Annotated in this window: 17 protein-coding genes; 7 read left to right on the forward strand and 10 right to left on the reverse strand. The window is 59.0% G+C overall.

Annotated features, from left to right (window positions below; translation table 11 throughout):
- The 3 genes from BMZ36_RS06605 to ycaO all read right to left on the reverse strand — a co-directional run bounded on the left by BMZ36_RS06605 (position 1) and on the right by ycaO (position 6959).
- Complete coding sequence (locus BMZ36_RS06605) at positions 1-4275, reverse strand: PAS domain S-box protein (RefSeq protein ID WP_177187809.1); 4275 nt, start codon at positions 4273-4275, stop codon at positions 1-3.
- A 288-nt stretch (positions 4276-4563) separates the two neighbouring features.
- Positions 4564-5151: a DUF4337 domain-containing protein gene (locus tag BMZ36_RS06610; RefSeq protein WP_091193127.1), complete on the reverse strand. Its 588-nt coding sequence runs from the start codon at positions 5149-5151 to the stop codon at positions 4564-4566.
- A gap of 83 nt (positions 5152-5234) precedes the next feature.
- Positions 5235-6959, reverse strand: a complete 1725-nt coding sequence (gene ycaO / locus BMZ36_RS06615; RefSeq protein WP_091193130.1) for a 30S ribosomal protein S12 methylthiotransferase accessory factor YcaO — start codon at positions 6957-6959, stop codon at positions 5235-5237.
- A 297-nt stretch (positions 6960-7256) separates the two neighbouring features.
- On the opposite strand from ycaO, the gene BMZ36_RS06625 reads away from it, so the two are divergent.
- Positions 7257-7892 (forward strand): 4'-phosphopantetheinyl transferase family protein, encoded by a 636-nt coding sequence (locus BMZ36_RS06625; RefSeq protein WP_091193135.1) that lies wholly within the window; start codon positions 7257-7259, stop codon positions 7890-7892.
- Entirely contained in the window at positions 7889-9169 is a 1281-nt protein-coding gene (locus tag BMZ36_RS06630; RefSeq protein ID WP_091193138.1) for a serine/threonine-protein kinase, read from the forward strand. The genes BMZ36_RS06625 and BMZ36_RS06630 overlap by 4 nt, the downstream gene beginning before the upstream one ends.
- A gap of 165 nt (positions 9170-9334) precedes the next feature.
- Here the strand turns inward: BMZ36_RS06630 and BMZ36_RS06635 are convergent, their stop codons facing one another.
- Entirely contained in the window at positions 9335-10048 is a 714-nt protein-coding gene (locus tag BMZ36_RS06635) for a LuxR family transcriptional regulator (RefSeq protein WP_245747805.1), read from the reverse strand.
- A gap of 192 nt (positions 10049-10240) precedes the next feature.
- Between BMZ36_RS06635 and BMZ36_RS06640 the strand changes: the two genes are divergently transcribed.
- Together BMZ36_RS06640 and BMZ36_RS06645 are read left to right on the forward strand one after the other, a co-directional pair.
- Positions 10241-10645: a DUF4902 domain-containing protein gene (locus BMZ36_RS06640; protein ID WP_177187810.1), complete on the forward strand. Its 405-nt coding sequence runs from the start codon at positions 10241-10243 to the stop codon at positions 10643-10645.
- Positions 10646-10854: 209 nt separating this feature from the next.
- Entirely contained in the window at positions 10855-11496 is a 642-nt protein-coding gene (locus BMZ36_RS06645) for an acyl-homoserine-lactone synthase (protein ID WP_091193147.1), read from the forward strand.
- A gap of 90 nt (positions 11497-11586) precedes the next feature.
- On the opposite strand, the gene BMZ36_RS06650 is transcribed toward BMZ36_RS06645, so the two are convergent.
- A complete protein-coding gene (locus BMZ36_RS06650) occupies positions 11587-11877 on the reverse strand; it encodes a hypothetical protein (RefSeq protein WP_091193151.1) in 291 nt (96 codons plus the stop codon).
- A 199-nt stretch (positions 11878-12076) separates the two neighbouring features.
- On the reverse strand, positions 12077-13435 hold the full coding sequence (gene glmM, locus BMZ36_RS06655) for a phosphoglucosamine mutase (RefSeq protein ID WP_091193155.1): 1359 nt from the start codon (positions 13433-13435) through the stop codon (positions 12077-12079).
- A gap of 197 nt (positions 13436-13632) precedes the next feature.
- Between glmM and ligK the strand changes: the two genes are divergently transcribed.
- Together ligK and tsaD are read left to right on the forward strand one after the other, a co-directional pair.
- On the forward strand, positions 13633-14322 hold the full coding sequence (gene ligK, locus BMZ36_RS06660; RefSeq protein ID WP_091193158.1) for a 4-carboxy-4-hydroxy-2-oxoadipate aldolase/oxaloacetate decarboxylase: 690 nt from the start codon (positions 13633-13635) through the stop codon (positions 14320-14322).
- An 86-nt stretch (positions 14323-14408) separates the two neighbouring features.
- Positions 14409-15425 (forward strand): tRNA (adenosine(37)-N6)-threonylcarbamoyltransferase complex transferase subunit TsaD, encoded by a 1017-nt coding sequence (tsaD, locus tag BMZ36_RS06665; RefSeq protein WP_091193161.1) that lies wholly within the window; start codon positions 14409-14411, stop codon positions 15423-15425.
- 133 nt (positions 15426-15558) lie between these two features.
- On the opposite strand, the gene BMZ36_RS06670 is transcribed toward tsaD, so the two are convergent.
- Entirely contained in the window at positions 15559-16056 is a 498-nt protein-coding gene (locus BMZ36_RS06670; protein WP_091193166.1) for a hypothetical protein, read from the reverse strand.
- A 70-nt stretch (positions 16057-16126) separates the two neighbouring features.
- Complete coding sequence (locus BMZ36_RS06675; RefSeq protein WP_091193169.1) at positions 16127-17047, reverse strand: CobD/CbiB family protein; 921 nt, start codon at positions 17045-17047, stop codon at positions 16127-16129.
- A 328-nt stretch (positions 17048-17375) separates the two neighbouring features.
- Between BMZ36_RS06675 and BMZ36_RS06680 the strand changes: the two genes are divergently transcribed.
- A complete protein-coding gene (locus tag BMZ36_RS06680) occupies positions 17376-17966 on the forward strand; it encodes a superoxide dismutase (protein WP_091193174.1) in 591 nt (196 codons plus the stop codon).
- A gap of 66 nt (positions 17967-18032) precedes the next feature.
- On the opposite strand, the gene pyrB is transcribed toward BMZ36_RS06680, so the two are convergent.
- Together pyrB and BMZ36_RS06690 are read right to left on the reverse strand one after the other, a co-directional pair.
- Complete coding sequence (gene pyrB, locus BMZ36_RS06685; RefSeq protein WP_091193178.1) at positions 18033-19049, reverse strand: aspartate carbamoyltransferase; 1017 nt, start codon at positions 19047-19049, stop codon at positions 18033-18035.
- 310 nt (positions 19050-19359) lie between these two features.
- Entirely contained in the window at positions 19360-20652 is a 1293-nt protein-coding gene (locus BMZ36_RS06690) for an MFS transporter (RefSeq protein ID WP_177187811.1), read from the reverse strand.
- Positions 20653-20723 lie beyond the last annotated feature (71 nt).

The raw sequence follows: 20723 nt of genomic DNA on the forward strand, positions 1-20723 counted from the left end.
CTACCCGTTCAGTTCGCGATGCTCGCTGCGGGCCTGAGTGATCTCACCCCTGGCCTTGTCAAAGTTGAAGTCCTCGACACTCTGGAGCAGATCATCCCCCAAGCGGCCAAACGCGCTGCGAATCTCGGCGGCATGGCTCTGACAAAGATCGAAGCATTGGGTATCCCCGATGCGCAGCAGCCCATCCAGCCTTGTCAGCATGGCATTGAGTTCCAGCCAGTTTGGCGGTTGATCGGTGCTTGCCGTCACCTCAGGAACAGCGGGCAGCGTTTCAGTGATTTTTGCGATCAGCGTATTGAGTTGCGCGTCCAGTTTTTCAATCAAAGGCGCCAAGGTTTCCTGTGCGCCCCCGGCCTTGATGGCGGCCTCAAGCGCACTCGCCCCATCCTTGACTTCCGTGCCGCCCAAGTTGGCCGCGACACCTTTTAGCGAATGGGCAATGATCAGCGCCGATTCCCGGTCTCCGGCGGCCAGTTTCTGGCGCAGTTGCGCCATATCGCCCGGATGCAGGGAAACAAACTTCCGCAGCAGGCGCACATAATTTTCTGCCTTGCCACCGGCTACATTCAGGCCCAGCTTGGTATCCAGGCCGGGAATGTCAGCCAGCCGCGCCATGAGCGCGTCGTTGCTGGCATTGTCGGCTACCGGCTCAAGCGGCGAGCTGGACGGCGTGGTACTCCGGGCCGTCTTGGGTAGCCATTTGAGCAAACTGCGATAGAGCACATCGGGATTGACGGGCTTGGGCACAAAGTCGTTCATGCCTGCTTCAAAACAGAGGCGGCGATCCTCGTCGAACGCATTGGCGGTCATCGCCAGGATTGGCTTTTTCTGCCAGTCGGGCAGATTGCGAATGATGCGTGTCGCCTCCAGGCCATCCATTTCCGGCATCTGGATATCCATCAGGATCAGGTCGTAATCCTTGCTGCTTGCCATCTCGACGGCCTGCCGTCCGTTACCGGCGACATCGACCGATAGCCCGGCCGCCTGCAGCAGGTCGGTCGCGACTTCCTGGTTGATCGGATTGTCTTCAACCAGCAACAGCCGGGCATCGGCATACCAGCGCCGCAATTCGAGCTCGGCGTTATCGCCACCTTGATACTCTCGAGGTACCGCCATCATGCGCCCCCTGCCCCGCAATACCCGAACAGAGAACCAGAAGATGCTGCCCTTGCCCAACTCGCTTTCGACCCCCACCGCCCCGCCCATCAACTCAACCAGGCGCCGGGTAATCGTCAAGCCAAGACCGGTACCGCCATATTTGCGTGTGGTCGACACATCTGCCTGTTCAAAGGCATCGAACAAACGCGGCAATTTCTCTGCGGCAATCCCGATTCCCGTGTCCTGAACCTCGAAGCGGAGGGTGAGCTCGTCGTCTTTTTCATCGATCAGCCTGGCGCGCAAGACAATCACGCCTTGCTCGGTAAACTTCACCGCATTGCCGGCAAAATTCAGCAGGGCCTGGCGCAGCCGGGTGGGGTCGCCATGCAGCCAGGCCGGCACACCGTCACCGTCCACTTCAAGCGATAGTCCCTTGTTGCGCACCGAATCACCGATCAGCGAAGCCACATGATCGAGAACATCGGCCAGCGTGAAGTCGGTATCCTCAAGCAGCAGCCGTCCGGCTTCGATCTTCGACAGATCAAGGATGTCGTTGATCACCGACAACAGGTGTTTCGAGGCGGCGCCGATCTTGCTTAGACGCTCGCGCTGCGTGGGGTCTGTTGTGTCGCGCTGCAGCAGATGGGTGAGGCCGAGGATGGCATTCATCGGCGTACGGATTTCGTGGCTCATATTCGCCAGGAAAGCGCTCTTTGCCAGATTGGCTGCCTCGGCCTGCTGCTTGGCCAGGCTAAGCTCTTCGGTCCGTGACTTGACCAGGTCTTCGAGGTGCTGGCGATGGCGATCAAGCTCGGACGCCAGGCGTTTTTTCTCGGTGATGTCTTCCTGGACCGAAACGTAGTGGCTGATCTGTCCATCCGGCTGACGGATCGGTGCAACGATCGCAAACTCGACATAGTCGCTGCCATCCTTGCGCCGGTTCTGGAATTCCCCTTTCCAGACCAAGCCCTGCGACAAGGCCTGCCACAGCCGCTGGTAACTGGCGGCGGGGGTCTTCCCGGAATGCAGGATGCACGGCGTCTGGCCGACCACTTCAGCGCCACTGTAGCCGGTCGTTCGTTCGAAGGCTTCATTGACGTATTCGATTTCGCCCTTCAGGTTGGTGATGATGACGCTTTCCGGGCTTTGCTCGACGGCCTTCGAGAGCTTGCGCAACTGCTCCTCGGCATTTTTTCGCTCGGTGATGTCATGCACGATCGAGAAAAGGAACGTCCTCCCGCCAATCGCAATCGGCCCGCTGAAAGCCTCGACATCACGAATCGAGCCATCGGCCCGCCGATGCCGGAAGAAAAAGTGGTTGCTCCGGGACTGCCGCGCCCTTTCCATCTCCTGCCTGAGTTCGTCGTTCGTCAGGGTATTGATCTGTGAAATGTGCATGCCGAGAAGCTCGGCGCGTGTCCAGCCGTAATAGCGCGCAGCCGCCGGATTGGCATCCACGATGGCGCCATCTTCCGGATTGATGATCAGCATGACCGAATAACTGTTGTCGAAAATGCTGTGATAGCGCGCTTCGCTTTGTTCAAGCTCGGCACTCTTGCGCCGGATCTCGGCGGTCTGGGCCTCGACCTTGCGCTGGATGGCGGCAGTCCGGCCCGTCATACCCAGCATCAGCACCTGAAGCAGCGTGGCAAAAAACAGCCCGACCACCCCCACCAACCAGGATGTCCAGTGGCGCTGCTGCTGGAAATAGGTCTCCGTCGGCACCAGGGATATTTCCCATGTCCGGTCGCCGATGGTGATTGGCGTCCTCCATGTTCGGGCATCGAGCGCTTTACCTTCATTGCCGTTCGACTGATGAAGCAGATTTTTGCCAGGCTCGGCCGCGGGGTCACAGAGTTGAAGCCGAAGTCCGGCCGGCAGCTGACCGTGCGTAGCAATACGGACCATCTCGTCGACCCGGATGACGACGACCGCGAAACCGGCCAGCGTTTCCTTGCTGCCTCGCGCCGAGCCATTGCCCCCTCTGGCATGAACCGGCGACAGCATCAATACGCCCGCCCCCTGCTTCTGCTCCTGAACCAGCCGGATCGGCGCCGTCACGGCCATCTCCCCGGAGGCGATAGCCCGCTGGATGGCGTCATGACGGATCGGCTCCGAATTGATGTCGAAGCCCAGCGCCGGCAAATTGGCAGGCATGGGGCCGATAAACCCCACGGGAACGTACTCATCCTTTGCAATGGCGGGAGCCAGCCGGTTCTGGTTATCGCGCTCAATGATCCGGTAGCCTGGCATGGCTGTTTTGCCAGCCATATCCCTTTCAAACGCCTCCCGTTGCTGGCGGCGCACATAGGGGTTGTAGCTCAAGGCAAAGATGTCCGGCTCGTCGCGCAGGGTGGTTTCGATCAGATAGGAGAACTGGCTGAACCGGATTTCCGGCGTCACTTCGATGAAACGCCGCAGCGAGAGCAATACCTCACGATGTGCGACCAGGCGCTGGCTGATGTCCTTGGCCAGCGCCTCGCCATCCGCCTGCAGTTGCTGATTCTGCGCTTCCTGCTCCCAACGCGCGGCGCCGAGCAGGGCGCCCCCAACCAGCCCCAGGACCAGCAGCATGGGAACGATCAGTCGGCGACGCCTTTCGGCCCAAAGGTCGCCCCCGGCGATCAACAGGCAGAGCGCAATCGGCGTACCGATCAGCACGCCCAGTGCATCGCCGACATACCATGTCCACCAGGTAAAAAAGTAGGCCGAACTATCCAGCCCGCCCAGTGCAGACAGGCAGAAAGTCCCCACCGAAGGAGAGATCAGGCAAGCAAGTGGCCCGCCCAGCGCGAGAAAACCGAAAATGCTCTGCTCGTTTTCCAGTGTTCGCCATTGATCGCCCTGAAAACGGCCGATCAGTACCCGGCCTCCCCACGCCTGCAAGGTCGCGCCACTAGCCATACCCAGTGTGGAGAGAAACATTCCCCAGCCCAGACTGCTGTCCAGCCAGGCACCCACAACCTGAATCGTCAGGGCGCCGAGCCAGATACCCGGCAAGGCGATATTGCCCCAAACCAGCACGGCCGCCAGCGCCAAGCCCGCCGCCGGAAATACGGGGCTGGCATGCCCCGAGGGCACAGCGAGCATCAAGCCCAACGCGCCCAGCACGGCATAGGCCAAAGCCAGGGCCGAAATTTGCGCCCAAGCACTGCGATTGCGTGGCACCACCTCCACGGCCATCTCCCTGAAAACCACGGCATCCAGAATCCGAGTGGTTAAGAGCCAAACGAATCCTGAACAAACACACCGTCTTGTAGTTATTTATAGAACTACAGAGGCATGGGGAGCACAGAGAAACAACACGTCGCTACGGGGAAGCGACGCAGGCATCACCCAACGCATGAAACACAAACGTCGCAAAACGCTTCGCTTTTCCGATCCGCTCGCGAAAAGCAGGCGCCAAACAAAACCGGGGCGTTTCAACAGAAACGCCCCGGCTCCAGTACAAGCGAAATCCCGGAATCAGATATGCGCGAGCGCCAACCCGCCAAGGATCAAGCCACCTGCAGCCGAAATGCCCGTCACCACGTTGAGCCAGCGCTTGCGCGTCAGCAGGGTGATGGCCGCCATGGCAATCGCGATCTGGATGCCGGTCATGGCCTGCGCCCAGCGGTGATGCTGGTGCATGGCAATGTCACTTTTCTTCTCGAATTCCTTGACCTGGGCTTCGAGTTTTTCCGCGGCATCCTTGATTTCCTTCTTCTCCGCCTTGTAGCGCTCGACTTCCTTCAGGTATTCGGCCTTCTTGGGGCCTTCGGTCAGCGCCACGGAAAGCTCGGCCAGGTTCTGCTTGTTGCTCTTGGCCTGATAGTAGTTCCACTGGTTCGATGCCTCGGTTTTCTTGATGGCTGCCGAGTTCTTGAACATCATGGCGTCGTTTTGTGTCGCCCCGCCCTGAAAGCTGAACAAGGCACCTACCGTAGACAGAATTGCGGTCATCACTGCAATGCGCGAAGCAAAATTGTCGCCATCTCCATGACCGCCATGCGAGGCGCCATGCTCAACGGCATGATCGTGCGGGCCGTGTACGTGGAAGTGTCCTCCGGACATGCAAATCTCCTGAAATTCAATCGACAAACGAATGGGTGAAACCAAGCATAAACAAAGCCCGGCAAGCCCACAAGCGCCATAAATCAGCCGGCTTTGCGGGCCTGGACCTTGTCATAGGCCGCCAGCAGGCGTTGGTGCATCGCAGAGCCTTCATAGTTCCCGCCCAGCGGGTCAAGGCCGAAGAAACGCACCTCGCCGGCCAGCAATGCCTGGGCCAGCTTCAGCGTTTCCGCGCCATAGAGCTGGGACAGGGTCGCACCATAGGCTTCCGGTTTTTCCAGTCCGAGCAGGGATTCGATGCAGTGGTAAACGCTTTGGCGGGCGGCGTCGAGCTGGCCGAAGTTGCGCACCCACTCGCAACCTTCGAGGATGGAATCCTCGTCGCCGACGGCCAGTGCCAGCAGGGCTTTCAATTCGCCGACCCGCAAACCCTCCCATGCCGAACCCGGATCGGCCGCCAGACCGATCAAGGTGGCAATCGAGCGCTGGTCGTCGAGGTTCAGCTCTTCGAGCATGTCGTAGACCTCGGCGCATTCTTCTGCTTCCAGTTCATGCAAATCGACCAGCGCCGGGCGCAGGATGTTGCCGACGCTGTTGTTTTCCCATTCCAGATCGTCGACAGGGTAGATCTCGGACATGCCCGGCACCAGGATGCGGCAGGCATACACGCCCAGATGCGTGTATTCAGCCAGATAGACATCGAAACCTTCGGCATGGATATGCTCGACCAGCCAGTCGCAATCCTCCTGCGTGGTATGGGTGAAATTCCAGTCGCAGAAGTCGAAATCCGGCGCGTTGCCGAAACTGCGCCAAGCCAGCGTTCCCGTGGAATCGACGAAATGGCTTTCCAGGTTGGGCGCGTTGTCCACGTCTTCCAGATCGAACACCGGCGAAGGAAAGCCGTCGAGCTGGTTGAGCGCCCGCCCCTGCAGCAACTCGGTCAGCGCCCGCTCCAGTGCGATCTCGAAACGCGGATGCGCGCCGAAACTGGCGAAACACCCCTGGTCGCGCGGATTGAGCAGCATGACGTTCATCACCGGATAGCGCCCGCCCAGCGAAGCATCGCGCACCTGGATGCCGAACCCCGCGGCGCGCAGCGCGGCGATGTCGGCGGCAATATGCGGATAACGGGCAATCACCTCATCCGGAACGAGCGGCAGGCAAATCCCCTCGGCGATGACGCGGAATTTGACATGGCGCTCGAAGATTTCCGAGAGCGCTTGCGCGCGCGTCTCCGCCGGCGTGTTGCCCGCAGCCATGCCGTTGCTCACGTACAGGTTGGCGGTGATATTGACCGGGAACCAGACCTTCTCGCCATCGCGCAGGCGCGTATAGGGCAAGGCGCAAATGCCGCGCTCGTCGTTGCCGGAATTCAGATCGACCAGCGAATCGGCATCCACGCCGCCTTCCGGGTTGTAGAACGCCTGCAGTTGCGGCGTGAGCAATTCTTCCGGCCAGGTGCTGTCATCCCCCAGCGGAAACCACTTCTCCTGCGGGAAATGCACGAACTCGCCTCCGGCGCGCGCCTCGCCCAGATAGTGGTGAGTCCAGAAATAGTTGCTGCTGGCGCGTTCGAAAAATTCGCCCAGCGCACTGGCCCGCGCCGCGAGTTCGGTCGCTCCCTTGCCGTTGGTGTAGATCAGCGGGCAATCGCGGTCACGCAAATGCACCGACCAGATAGCCTCGACCGGATTGAGCCAGGCATACTCCTCGACCTCGAAACCCAGTTCCTGCAATTTCTGCTGCATGATGCGGATGGTGGATTCCAGCGAGGCATCCTTGCCGGGAATGAAGTGTTCGTTTTGCATGAGAATATCCAGTTCGATGAAAGCGCCCCGTTCCGGGCTTGTGCGACAATTGTCTCATGATCCTAAAAACCTCAGTTGACCGCTTGTTTTTCTTCGGAACCAGCAGATGAATGCGTGGTTTGACCGGATTTTTACCCTTCACCTTCCGGGTGAGCACGCTACGCATCCGCAAGCGGCACTGGTGGGACGTATGACGTTGTTGCTCCTCGTAGCAGGGAATGACCATGCGTCCTCGTCGCGCCTAGCCATCCGCCCCACCAGCGCCACTTTCGAACGCGTCCAACTGAGGTTTTTAGGATGATAGAACTTGAAATCCTGCTTGCCGACCAGCGTCTTTTTTCGACGGCCTGTCTGGCGGCACAGCCACTGTCGGCTTCCAGCGCCCAAAAACTGGAAGGCATGGTCGCTCCGGAACGCCGCCAGCAGTTCCTGCTCGGGCGCTGGTTGTTGGCCCGCGCAAGCGGTTGCTCCCCGCAGGAAATCGAGGAAAGCGCGGCCGGATTCCCCGTCATCACCCACCGGCCCGACATCCACGCCAGCCTGTCGCACAGCGGGCCATACGTCGGTGTCGTGGTGAGCACCGGCTTCCGCTGCGGGCTGGACATCGAATACCCGGCAAGGGAAAGAGACTGGCTGGCGCTGGCAGAGCGGGCCTTCCACCCCGACGAGCGGGCATGGGTTGCCGCGGCGCCGGACGCCATCGTCGAACGCTTCCACACCATCTGGACCTTGCGCGAAGCTGCCTTCAAGGCCGGGCTGCGCGACGAAGTGGTAGCCGGCCCTCAGGCCTTCGATCCTGTCCGGCTGCAGGCCATGCAGCGCATTTGCTGGCACTATCAACAACAGCAAGGGTTTCATATATCCCTCGTCGCTCGCGAGCCCTTCACCTCCTGCCTGCGTTTTCTTGACCCCGAACGGAATCCGCGCAGATGAAGAAGCTCGGAAAATACCAGCTCTTGAACCTTCTGGGAGGAGGGGCAACCGCCGATGTTTATCTCGCCCAGGATACCTTTCTGCAACAGCGGGTTGCCCTGAAGATCTTCAAACACGAATCGCTGCGAGATCCTGCCTATGCCGGCAAAATTCAACGCATGTTTCAGAACGAAGCCCGGCTGGTTCGCAGTCTCAGGCATCCTGGCATCGTGGAAATACTGGATGCAGTGCAGGATGAAAGCCACGCCTATATTGTCATGGAGTATGTAGAGGGGCGCCCGCTTTCCACCCATGCTCGGGCGGATAACCTGCTGCCCGTACCGCAAATTTTGCAAATTGCTTTCAAATGCTGCACGGCCATGCAGTATGCAGCCTCGCGCGGACTGATACATCGAGACCTCAAGCCGGACAACCTGCTGCTGACACCCCGCGGCGACGTCAAAATCAGTGACTTTGGCACGGCACGTCAATACGACCAGGCCATGACCATGCTCTCCAGCATGATGGGGACGCCGGCTTACATGTCACCCGAGCAAATCTGCGAACAACCTCTGGATGCCCGATCGGATATCTTCGCTCTTGGCATCGTCCTGTATGAATTACTGACCGGAACGCGACCGTTCCAGGCCGATACCATGATGGCCCTACTGTACCGAATACAGAACGAAACTCATCCTCCGCTGCGGGCGTACCGCCAAGACCTGCCCTCCGCACTGGAAAGCCTGATTGACATTGCCCTGCAAAAAAATCCGGAGGCACGATTTTCTTCATGGCAGGCGTTCGCCGACCATCTTTCCGCCATTGACCATACCCTCTACCCTCCCAGCAATACGCTCTCCGACCGCGAAAAATTTCTGGCCTTGCGTCACAACCCGTTTTTTGCGCAATTTGAAGAACCGGAAATCTGGCAAGCCCTGCATATGGCTCGCTGGCACCGTCTGAAGGCCGGTACGGTACTGATGCACGAAAACAGCCCCGGCAATTCATTTTCCATCTTGCTGGATGGTGAGGTTGAAGTCCGTAAGCAGGGAAAGCTGTTGTTCATCCTGCAACCTGGTGCATGCTTGGGAGAAATGGCTTTCCTGATGCCTGATCAGCCGTTGCGCTCAGCCACCATCAAGGCCACCAACAAAGTCACGGTGGTCAAATTCAGTCGGGAAAGTATCGAGAATGCAGGTCTCGACCTGCGCGCACGCTTTGAGAGGCGTTTTTTGCACATTATGGTCGAACGACTGATGGATACCACAGGACAACTGGCATCCTCTGCCGTTTTTTGATCAATTCTTACGCGAGCGGGTATTTACCCTCAGGACAAGGCATTTGACGCGCCACGTCCTTTTCCTCTCGTGCACAGAACCTGTTTTATCTACTGCCAGGCCCTCAAGGCGTGAGGCTTATTTTTTCTCGGTATTCCCTGTGCCTCTGTGCTTCAACCTGGTTTTTCAGGAAAGGAATCCCAGCATGGCGGCCCGAATAGCCGCCGACGTCTTGTTGTTGACGCCCAGTTTCTCAATGGCGTTGTTCACATGGAAATCGACGGTGCGCTTGCTGACGCGCAGGATATCGGCAATCTCGATGGAGGTTTTTCCTTCAGCCGTCCAGCGCAATACTTCGATCTCGCGGCTGGTGAGCATCACCCCGGTTTCCGGCATCAGTTTGGGCAGCAAACAGCGCGACATCCCGATATGCGCGACCTGCGACAGCCACGCCATCTTCTGCATCTTGTCGCGCAATTCCTTCTCGCCCAATGTTTCGCTCGAACGGGCCAATGTCAGCAAACCAATGGTGCCTTGCGGCCCATGGTATGGCTGTGCCCAGCCTATTTCCAGACCGAATGAACGCGCCTCCTCCCAAAAATCCCGGCTGGAGCCAAACACATCGTCAGACCACAGTAGCGGCAAGGATGAGCGCAAGGCATGCTTCACGGTCGGGTCGACCGCAAGGTATCCGCGCTCCTGGTAGCAGAGCTGCCACGCCTCAGGGTAATTGTTGAAAGTAACGATATTGGGATTGGTCAGGGGGAACGGGACACGAAACCCATAGGCGCAGTATTCGAATCCCAAGGCTCGCGTCATGGTTTGCAAGTGCTCGAAAAGGGCTTGTTCGGACTCCCCTTCAAGCAGCATCTGGATATGACTATCCTGCCAAACTTTCACAAACAACCCCTTCCAAAACGCCGGTTTTGCTCAATACCTGTCAAGAGTAACAACTTACGCCCCTCCGCTTGGGCGGTTAGTATGCCGAACAAGAACAAATCCGGTTCAGCCTCCATGCGAGTTCCCCATAAACCACATTCAGTGGCCGTCGAGCAATACCGGTGCAACAACCTATTTCCAAGGAGTATTACCTTGCTCGAAGCATACCAACAAAATTCCCATCAGGTATCAATATGTACAGATGGCTATATCCGCCTGACGCTTGCGCAATTCGAAGCACTTCGGTTTGAGCACCTGTTTTCCGGTATCGAATACGAACCATCCAACTCTTTGCAAAACGAATGTGGCGCCAGTACCACGATATTTGGTTACACCGAATGGATCAGTACAACCTCCCCGGTCGTCTCGCTGGGCTGGGACTGGAACCTGCACGGACAAAACAGAAAAGCCTACTGCGTGCATAGCGGCGACGTCCGCAGCAATGTCATGTTCGTGGACAACCATGAAAAGGACCTGGGATTGGAACAGACCAGCCTTCTTTTGGAGCGCTGGCTATCGTCGTTCGATTGGAGCGCCCGTGTGCTGGACACGCTGTAGCTCCCAATTTGACACACAAAAAAAGAAAGCAAAAAAGCACAAATAAAAAAGAAACATTTCCGTCCGTTTACTTAATTTCTCATTTATTAGCCCACATGGCCGATTATTGGCCCAACAGGGGTCATTACCTGTCAACCTTAACAGTTATGAGGAATCGCAAACAAAGGTGAAATGCTCCCTGCCGAAACAACTTCAGCAGGGAGCGCAACATGGAACTCATTTATGGCAAGACAATGACGATTTCCCCCGAAGCGGAACGCTCCATCGCCGCCTATCGCCACAAGGTATTTATCGAATTGCTGGGTTGGGACATGCCGGTCCAGGATGGATTCGAGCGAGACCAATTCGATCATGAAGACACGGTCTACGTCATGGCCCGCAACGACTCCGGTGCGGTCTGCGGCTGCGCCAGATTGCTGCCAACCACCAGTCCCTACCTGCTCTCGGAAGTGTTCCCGCAACTTCTGAACGGCGTCACGCCGCCCTGCTCACCCGAAGTATGGGAGCTTTCCCGCTTCGCCACGGTCGATTTTTCTGCCCAGACCACAAACGCCATGTCGCAGTTTTCATCGGAAATCTGCGTCGAATTGCTACATGCGTCCATTCACTGCGCTTACCAGCATGGCGCCAAGCGCCTGATCACGGTTTCCCCACTGGGAATTGAAAGACTGCTGCGCCGCATGGGCGTGCATGCTCACCGGGCCGGGCCGCCCATGACCATTGACGGGCACCACATTTACGCCTGCTGGATCGAGATCGACGAAATCACCATCAAGGCACTGGACGCGCTTTCGGAAAAAACATACGACTTTACCGATATGGCATCGGGACGCCATTCCATTCAGGACTAAGGAACCATGCCCGTTTCAAGAAAAAAATCTTCGCCCCTGCGGGACATGCCTCAGGGACCCCTGGCCCAATCCGAGGTCGATGCACAACTTCTAGCCACCAAACCCCAGGTTGCAAGCGAGGTCCAGGAAGGCGACAAGCTCTTCCTGGCGCTTTACCGACTGCAACAGGACCTGGCTGTCGTCGCGCTCCACAACGGGCTCGTGGTCGGGGAGTTGACTTGTGCGCAATTGCAGCTTCTGAGAAACCACATCGAGCAGGGCGTTGTCTTTACCGCCTGCGTCACACGAAAAATCGGCGAGCTGATCAAACTGCGAGTCAAACCGACCGATATCGATAACAAGCGTCCCCACCGCCTGCTGTACCGCTACACCAAAATTCATGAGCCGGTTCTTCGTTCCAGGATCTTCGGTTTGAGACGCAGCGGGGATGGGGTTGAGGCTGCTTGTTCAGAGCCTTCCTGAAGGCCTTTGCACCTTGCTGGGCATCTCTGCGCTGCATGTGACGCTGACCAAGAAAAATGCCGTTCACCTGGTTTGAGTGAACGGCATTCCCGCCAAACAACAAACAAAACAAGCCGGGTCAGGCCTGCGCCTCCTGCGTCACGATGCCGGCAATCTTCTCCGCCCATTGTCTGGCCGTAGCGCTGTCGGCATGTTCGACCATCACGCGCACCACCGGCTCGGTCCCCGAAGGCCGCAGCAACACCCGCCCGTCACTGCCCATCGCCGCTTCAGCCTCGGCAACCGCTACCTTGATGGCTTCATTGCCGTTGCAATCAAAACCGCGCGCGATGCGCACGTTCTTGAGAACCTGGGTAGACAGCGTGAGCTCCTTGCAGAAATCGCCCAAGGTTCGCCCGGATTCCTGGATCGCCGTCAGCACCTGCAGCGCGGAAACAATGCCGTCGCCGGTGGTGTGTGCATCCAGGCACAACAGATGCCCCGATCCCTCGCCGCCGACCTGCCAGCCGTTTTCCTGCAGCATTTCCAGTACATAACGGTCACCAACCTTGGCGCGGCCAAAGCCGATGCCGCGCGCCTTGAGCGCGTTTTCCACACCGAGGTTGGTCATCAGCGTTCCCGCCACGCCGCCGCCCAGCCGGCCCTTGTCCTGGCGATGACGCGCCAGCACGTAGAGCAGCATGTCACCATCGATCAAGGAGCCGTCGCGGTCGATCATCATCAGGCGGTCGCCGTCGCCGTCGAGCGCAATGCCGTAATCGGCGCCTTCGGCCAGTACGGCGCGGCGCAGCGCATCGGTATGCGTGGCGCCGACTTCCTCGTTGATATTGAAACCGTTGGGCTGCGCACCGATGGTCACGACCTCCGCGCCCAGTTCGTGGAAGACGTGTGGTGCGATATGGTAGGCCGCGCCGTGGGCGCAATCGACCACGAGCTTGAGCCCGCGCAGATCAAGATCATTGGGGAAGGTGGACTTGCAGAATTCGATGTAGCGCCCGGCCGCATCATCCACGCGCTTGGCTTTGCCCAGTTCGCGGGAGCCGACGCATTGCTGTTGTTCATCAATGGCCGCTTCGATCGCCAGTTCGACTTCATCGGGCAGCTTCTTGCCGCCGGCACTGAAGAACTTGATGCCATTGTCGTGGTACGGATTATGCGAAGCGGAAATCACCACGCCGGCCGACAGGCGCAACGCACGGGTCAGGTAAGCCACGCCAGGCGTAGGCAGCGGGCCGGTCAGGAACACGTCGACACCTGCCGCAGTGAAACCCGCCACCAGCGCGGCTTCCAGCATGTAGCCGGACACGCGCGTATCCTTGCCGATCAGCACACCGGCATGCTCGCCGTTCTTGCGTGCCTCCTTGGCCGCCAGCACCTTGCCGGCCGCGAAGCCCAGCTTCATGGCGAAATCGGGCGTGATCGGATACTCGCCCACCAGACCGCGCACCCCGTCGGTGCCGAAATACTTGCGCGCCATGCTCAACCTTTCCGCATTCTGAAACGAATGCGCAATTCTAGCGCAAAGTACCGCCTCTCCGGTGAGCCCCTGTTCAGAGTCCCTCAGGCTTCGTGCATTTTTCTGCTCTTGTTTGCATTGACCTGCCCGGCTCCGGTACCTATCTTGCTTGGGTCTAGCGCAACAAAGCAGCGCTCCATCAACGGCAAACCACCCCCATGAACACGAACCAGTTAGGCATCGTCAAGAAAACCATTGTCCGAGCAGACAAAAGCGCCATCGACCGTCTGGCCCATTTTGGTGTCGCAACCATACATGAAGCCATGGGCCGGATTGGTCTGATGAAACCCTACATGCGTCCGGTCTATTCAGGAGCCCGATTCTGCGGGCCGGCAGTCACCATCCTGCTGCAACCCGGCGACAACTGGATGTTGCATGTTGCAGCCGAGCTATTGCAGCCAGGCGACGTGGCCGTTGCCGCCTGCACCTCGGACTGCGAGGATGGTTTTTTCGGCGACTTGCTGGCTACATCGTTTCAGGCAAGGGGCTCGGCAGGATTGGCCATCGATGGCGGCGTTCGTGACGTTGATGCCTTGGAACAAATGAAATTTCCGGCATTTTCCCGCGCAATCCATGCCAAAGGCACGATCAAGGCTTCTTTGGGTGCCGTCAATATTCCGGTCATATGCGCCGGCGCACTAGTCAACCCGGGAGACGTGATCGTGGCCGATACGGACGGTGTTGTCGTGGTGCCATCCGGGATTGCGCACCAAGTCGCCGATGCCGCCGAATTCCGAGAAAACAACGAGCGCGCAAAGAGAGAAAAACTGGCAAGCGGAATACTTGGGCTCGACATGTACCAGATGCGCGAGCCACTGCAAAAAGCCGGCCTGCGCTACATTGATTGAGCATGCCGTGGCCGCATGCATTGCTAATTTTTGCTCTTTGCTGCCACACCCTCTACCATTGCGCTTTTCCTGACTGATCCAATTTCATGCTGGTTCTGGGCATCGAATCCTCCTGTGACGAGACCGGCGTCGCACTATACGACACCGAAGCCGGTCTGCTTGCGCATCACCTGCATTCGCAGATCGCCATGCATGCCGAATACGGCGGCGTGGTGCCGGAGCTGGCTTCGCGCGACCACATCCGCCGCGTACTGCCGCTCACGCAAGCCACGCTGGATGAGGCCGGGCGCCAACTGACAGACATCGACGCCATCGCCTACACCGCCGGCCCCGGTTTGGCCGGAGCGCTGCTGGTCGGCGCGAGCGTAGCCAACGCACTGGCCTTTGCTCTCGGCAAGCCTACGATTGCCGTCCACCACCTCGAAGGCCACCTGCTCTCGCCGCTCCTGGCCGACCCCGCCCCGTCCTTCCCGTTCGTGGCGCTGCTGGTGTCCGGCGGCCACACCCAACTCATGGCCGTGCACGGCGTGGGCCACTACGAATTGCTCGGCGAAACGGTCGACGATGCAGCCGGAGAGGCTTTCGACAAATCCGCCAAGCTCTTGGGCCTGGGCTATCCGGGCGGCCCCGCGCTATCAAAACTCGCCGACCAGGGCGATGCCACGCGCTTCAAGCTGCCGCGCCCGATGCTGCATTCCGGTGATCTGGAGATGAGTTTTTCCGGGCTGAAAACTGCGGTATTGAATCTGGTGAAGGAACAATCGCCGCTGAATGAAACCACCACGGCGGACATCTGCGCGGCGTTCCAGGAAGCGATTGTCGAAGTACTGGTGAAGAAAAGTCTGGCAGCGCTCAAGCAAACCGGGCTGAAGCGGCTGGTCATCGCCGGCGGCGTGGGCGCCAACCGGCAACTGCGTGCCGCACTGGACGATGCGGCCCGGAAACGCCGCTTCGAAGTGTTCTATCCGCCGCTTTCGCTCTGTACCGACAACGGTGCCATGATCGCCCATGCCGGCGCCAAACGGCTGGCGTTCGCCCAAGCGGCCGGCAGCTTCAGTATCCAGCCACGATGGGATCTGGCCAGCCTGCCTGCGGTGGAGTGAAGTAGAAAAGTTGTTGGTTGGGTCGCAGAGCACACGCCCGATCAGTGACGTGAATGCAACCGACGCCATGCGTGCGATTACGCTATGCTAATCGCACCTACGGCCCTTACGTCCATAAGGCAGCGGGTTGGCTCTAGCGGATTGAGTGTTTTGCGCGGTACGCAGAGATTCTCTTTTTTGCTGATTCGAGAGCTCCGGGCGCCCAAACATCTACTTGACTTCCATCTTTCATATATTCATCCGTGAAGTCCATGGCGAATTGCTGAGGCAGGTATTCAACACCCGTTGCAGCAGCAATTTCTCGATTGCGGTACCAGAGATCAAGAATCGCAATGTCAATAGTCCCTGACAATTCTAATGCCTCTCGAAGTGACTGGTGCCATTCAGATACGCGAGTATTGAAAACCTTCTGGAGATTCATGGCCTGAATTGCCTTGGACTTCTCCTGCGGAAGTTCTCCAATAACATCGAGAATGTAGTGTTCAAAAAACAAATAGATGGGATTACTTTTGTACCGAGGATGATCGAGGACGGTCATAGGCTTTGGCGGGGTCTCGCTGACTACCTGAGCGCTGCCCCCACTGCAAACTGCAAAGGCAAGAAAGAAGGCTGCGACGATGTGCGATGACATAGGTTAACTGATATTAAAGCCACACTGAAGTAACGGAATATGTCCACTGAAGACGCTGTCGCTTAATAACTCAAGCCAGCCACTGCGCCATGCTGAGCATCAACACCACCACCAGCCACAGCAGCACCGAGCGCCACACCAGGCCCACTGCGCCGGGCAAGTCATCCGCGCAGGCAGGGGCGCCCGTTCCCAGCTCGGGGCGGAACCGCACCGTGTGGTCCTGATGCACCGCTTCGCCCAGGCGCACGCCGAGCGCGCCAGCGCCGGAGGCCAGCAGGATGCCGTAGTCGTAATCGGCCCATTCCTTGGCCTGCATGCGCCAGCAGTACACTGCGTCTTCGAAATCGCCCATCACGGCAAAGCCGGCGGCGGCCAGACGCACCGGGATATAGTCCATCATGCCAAGAATCGAGGTGGCAAAGGCACCGAACGGCTCGTTGCCGCGCCATTTCTGCTGCAACAGACAAGCAGCGCGGTAAACCAGCGCCCCGGCCGGGCCGGCAATCCATGCCAGCGCCACGAACCAGAAAATGGTACCGAACACGTAACGGTAGGAATCGACCACGCCCTGCTCGATCGTAAGCTTGGCGACTTCGTCGGCGGTCAATTCGGAAGTGGATTGCCCGGTCCAGTCGGCCAGAAATGTCCGCGCGCCGTCGAGGTCTTCCACCTTCAACGCCTTGGTGATGCCGGTAAAGGCATGGCTGAACTGGCGAAAGCCCATGGTAAAATAGAGGAACAGCACATTCCAGGCCAGCGCCAGGATCACGCTGCCCTTGTAAATGAACAGCCAGTAGCCACCCGTCCCGACCAGAATCAGCGGCAGCACGGCCACGCACCAGGCCAGCACGCCGTTGCGGTATTCGCCCGCGTTGAAGCCGCGCTCCAGCTTGTTGGCGAAGCGGATAAAGGCCAGATAGAAACGGTTGCGGCTGCTGATGGGGCGGAATTGCTCCAGCGCCAGCGCCAGAATCAGGGAAAGAATGCTCATGGTCTCAGAACGGGGTTGGGCCTTGTTTGAAAGGCACGATAACACAGGGCTAGTAGTCAGTCACGCAGGTTTGCGTGGATGCCGAGGCACGCATCTGCGCCCCATGCGCGCGAAGCGAACCGCAGCCATGGCAGGGCTATGGCGAGGATGAGCGACAAAACGAATGGGGGATGCAGGGCGTGCTGAACATAGCAGAGTCTGCGTGACTGACTACTAAATATCGCGCCAAAATCTTCACATGAACCGATTGGCAATTTCCACCTTGAAAATGAGATCAAGTCGCACCATCTTTCTCATTACCACTTCACCAATCTGACTGGAGACAAGAATGGAGCACAAACTGCCCGACCTGCCCTACGCGCTGGATGCCCTGCAACCGCATATGTCCAAAGAAACGCTTGAATACCATTATGGTAAGCATCACCAGGCTTATGTGACCAACCTGAACAACCTGATCAAGGGCACGGACAACGAAGCCAAAACGCTTGAAGACATCGTGAAAAGCGCTCCGGCTGGCGGTCTCTTCAACAACGCCGCACAGGTCTGGAACCACACCTTCTTCTGGTTCGGCCTCAAGCCCAACCCGGCGTCGGAAACCCGCGCGCCGTCCGGCAAGATTGCCGATGCCATCAACGCCAAGTGGGGCTCGTTCGATGAGTTCAAGAAAGTTTTCAACGCCTCGGCCGTCGGCAACTTCGGTTCCGGTTGGACTTGGCTCGTGAAGAAACCCGACGGCAGCCTCGACATCGTCAACACCACCGCCGCGGCAACGCCGCTCACCACCGCCGACGTTGCACTACTGACCGCCGACGTCTGGGAGCACGCCTACTACATCGACTACCGCAACAGCCGCCCGAACTATCTGGAAGCGTTCTGGAAGCTCGTGGACTGGGACGTGGTAGCCAAGCGCTTCGCCTGATCGGCAACGCGTTCGCCATGAAAAACGGCAGGCGCCAAGCCTGCCGTTTTGTTTGCCTCACCGCAATCAGTTGCGGGGCCGGTAGAACCAGTTTACCGGCCGGCTGTCGCGGTGGATCTGGTCGGATACGCCCAGCGCCAGCGTAAACAGCGCCATGCGGATCGGGATGCCATTGTCGGTCTGGCGGAAGATCGCCAGTTGCGAATGGTCGTTCAGGTCCACGTCGATTTCGTTGGAGCCGGGGCGGGAATCGCGCGGCAGCGGATGCAGGATGATCGCCTCCGGTTTGCAGAAACGGGAGAACACGTCGCGGCTTACCGTGTAGCAGCCGCGATGGCGCTGGTAGTCTTCCACCGAAGCGAAACGTTCTTCCTGGATGCGCGTCATGTAGATCACGTCGGCACCGGCCACGCCTTCGGGCAGATTCTCGGTGATAAACACCTCATGGCCGCGTTCGCGCAGCATTTCCAGAATGTATTCCGGCATTGCCAATTCGGCCGGGGAAACGAAACGGAAGCTGATTTTCTTGAACAGCGACAGCAGCTTGGTCAGCGAGTGCACGGTGCGGCCGTGCTTCAGGTCGCCGATCATGGCAATCGTAATGCCGTCCACGTCTTCCAGTTCGCAGCGACGCTCCTTCATGATGGTGTAGAGGTCGAGCAGCGCCTGCGTCGGGTGCTCGCCGGGGCCGTCGCCGGCATTGATCACCGGCACGCTGCTGGCATCGGCAAAAGCGGCGACCGAACCGACTTCCGGATGGCGCACCACCATCACGTCGGCATAACCGCTGATCACGCGGCTGGTGTCGTAGATCGACTCGCCCTTGGCCATCGAGGAAAAGGTAAAGCCGGTCGTGCTCGTCACCGTACCGCCCAGAAGGGCAAACGCCGATTCGAAGCTGATGCGGGTGCGGGTACTCGGCTCGAAAAACAGGCTCGCCATCACCGCGCCTTCCAGCACGCGCGTGACGCGCTCGCGGCGGGCATAAACCTCAAGCTCGCGAGCCACGTCGAAAATTTGCCGGAGGTCGGAAAGGTTGCCAAATTGGGCAATCGAGAGCAAATGCGCGCCGCAGAGGTTCATGTTTTTTCACCCGAAAAACTGGTCGTAATTGGGCGCGATGATAGCACAGCCCCAAGGGGTGTAGGGCGCACTCAAAGCGTAGCGTAGTGCGCCGGATATTTGGTTTGCCGCGGCAAATCGACTGATGCATTGCGTGATCGAGCTACCGCTTGGAGGTGCAAGACATTCATCCAGAGGGGCAGGCTAACGGGCCGGGCACATTTGGCGCACTGCGCTCCGCTTCGAGTGTGCCCTACGGCTGACACACGCCGAGGTGATGCCAGCGAGCGAGCGCCAGGACTGGGACGCTCAATCTCCCGGCAAACAGGTTTCAGCTCGCCAGCCGCGGCGCCAGCTTGCGCAGCTTGAGCGCCACCGCGAAACTTGCCAGCAGGAACACGCCCAGCAGCAGCACGACGCCGTTCCATTGCGCCCAGTTCCACATGAACCCGGTCACCGAGCCCAGGCAACTGGAGCCAAGGTAATAGATGCTCAGGTACAGCGCGGTGGCGAGCGCCTTGTTGCGTACGGCGCGAAAACCCAGCCAACTGCTGGCAATCGAGTGCCCGCCGAAGAACCCGAACGAAAACACCGCCGTACCGAGATAGATCAGCGCAATCGGGCTGGCCAGGGTCAACACCAGTCCGGCCAGCATGCATAGCGCCATGATCCACAGCACGTTGCGCCGCCCGAAGCGGTCCGCAAGCCTGCCGGCCCAGGGCGAGGCCACGATGCCTGCAGCATTGAGCGAGTAGATCACGCTGATCTGGCTCTGGCTGTAGCCATAGGGTGCTGCCGCCAGTCGGTAGGCCAGGTAATTGAACAGGCTGACAAAACAACCCATCAGGATGAAGCCGGTCAGGAAAAGCCAGGGCAAGCCGGCATCGGAAAAATGGCGGCGCGCCGCTGCCATGGTGCGCTTGACCGTCACGCCCGACGGCTGGAAATTGCGCGATTCAGGCAGGCTGCGCCAGAACTCGATGGCTGACAGTAAACCCGCCCCTCCCAACACCAGCGTAGCTACTCTCCAGGAAAAATGATCCGCGAGGATGGCCATGGCAAAACGGCCGCACATGCCACCCAGCGCGTTGCCCGCGATATACAGGCCGATGGCGCGCCCCAGCACGTCGGGATCGATTTCCTCGCTCAGATAGGCCATGGCCACGGCCGGCAGGCCGGCCAGCGCCACACCCAGCAGCGCGCGCAGGATCACCAGTTGCTGGAAATCGACCGCTACCGCAGACAGCAGCGTCAGCAAGGCGGAAAGCATGAGCGAGACACTCATCACCGTCTTGCGGCCAAAACGATTGGCCAGAAGGCTCGCCGGGATCAGCGACAGCGCCATTGCACCCGTTGCCGCGGAGATCACGCCGCTCGCGGCGGCGGGGCTGACATGGAATTGCTGCGAAAAAGCCGGCATCAGCGGTTGCATACCGTAGAGCAGGGCAAAGGTCGCAAAGCCGCCTAGCACCATCGAGCGTGTCGTGCTGGCGTATTCGCGCGATCCCGGAAGGATGCGGGACGGAGAGGATTCTGCTGGTTTTCGAGAATTGACTTTCTGCTGGCCGCAATCTACCGTCGTGGCCGTTGTTCCTTGGGAAGGGACCGTTGCAGGGCTTGGCATACCGGGCTTTATTTCGACGCAGCGCGCCGCTTGGACATGCACGAATCCTAGGCTTGCCCAAAACAACAGTC

The organism is Formivibrio citricus (assembly GCF_900115065.1).
Classification (GTDB): Bacteria; Pseudomonadota; Gammaproteobacteria; order Burkholderiales; family Chitinibacteraceae; genus Formivibrio; species Formivibrio citricus.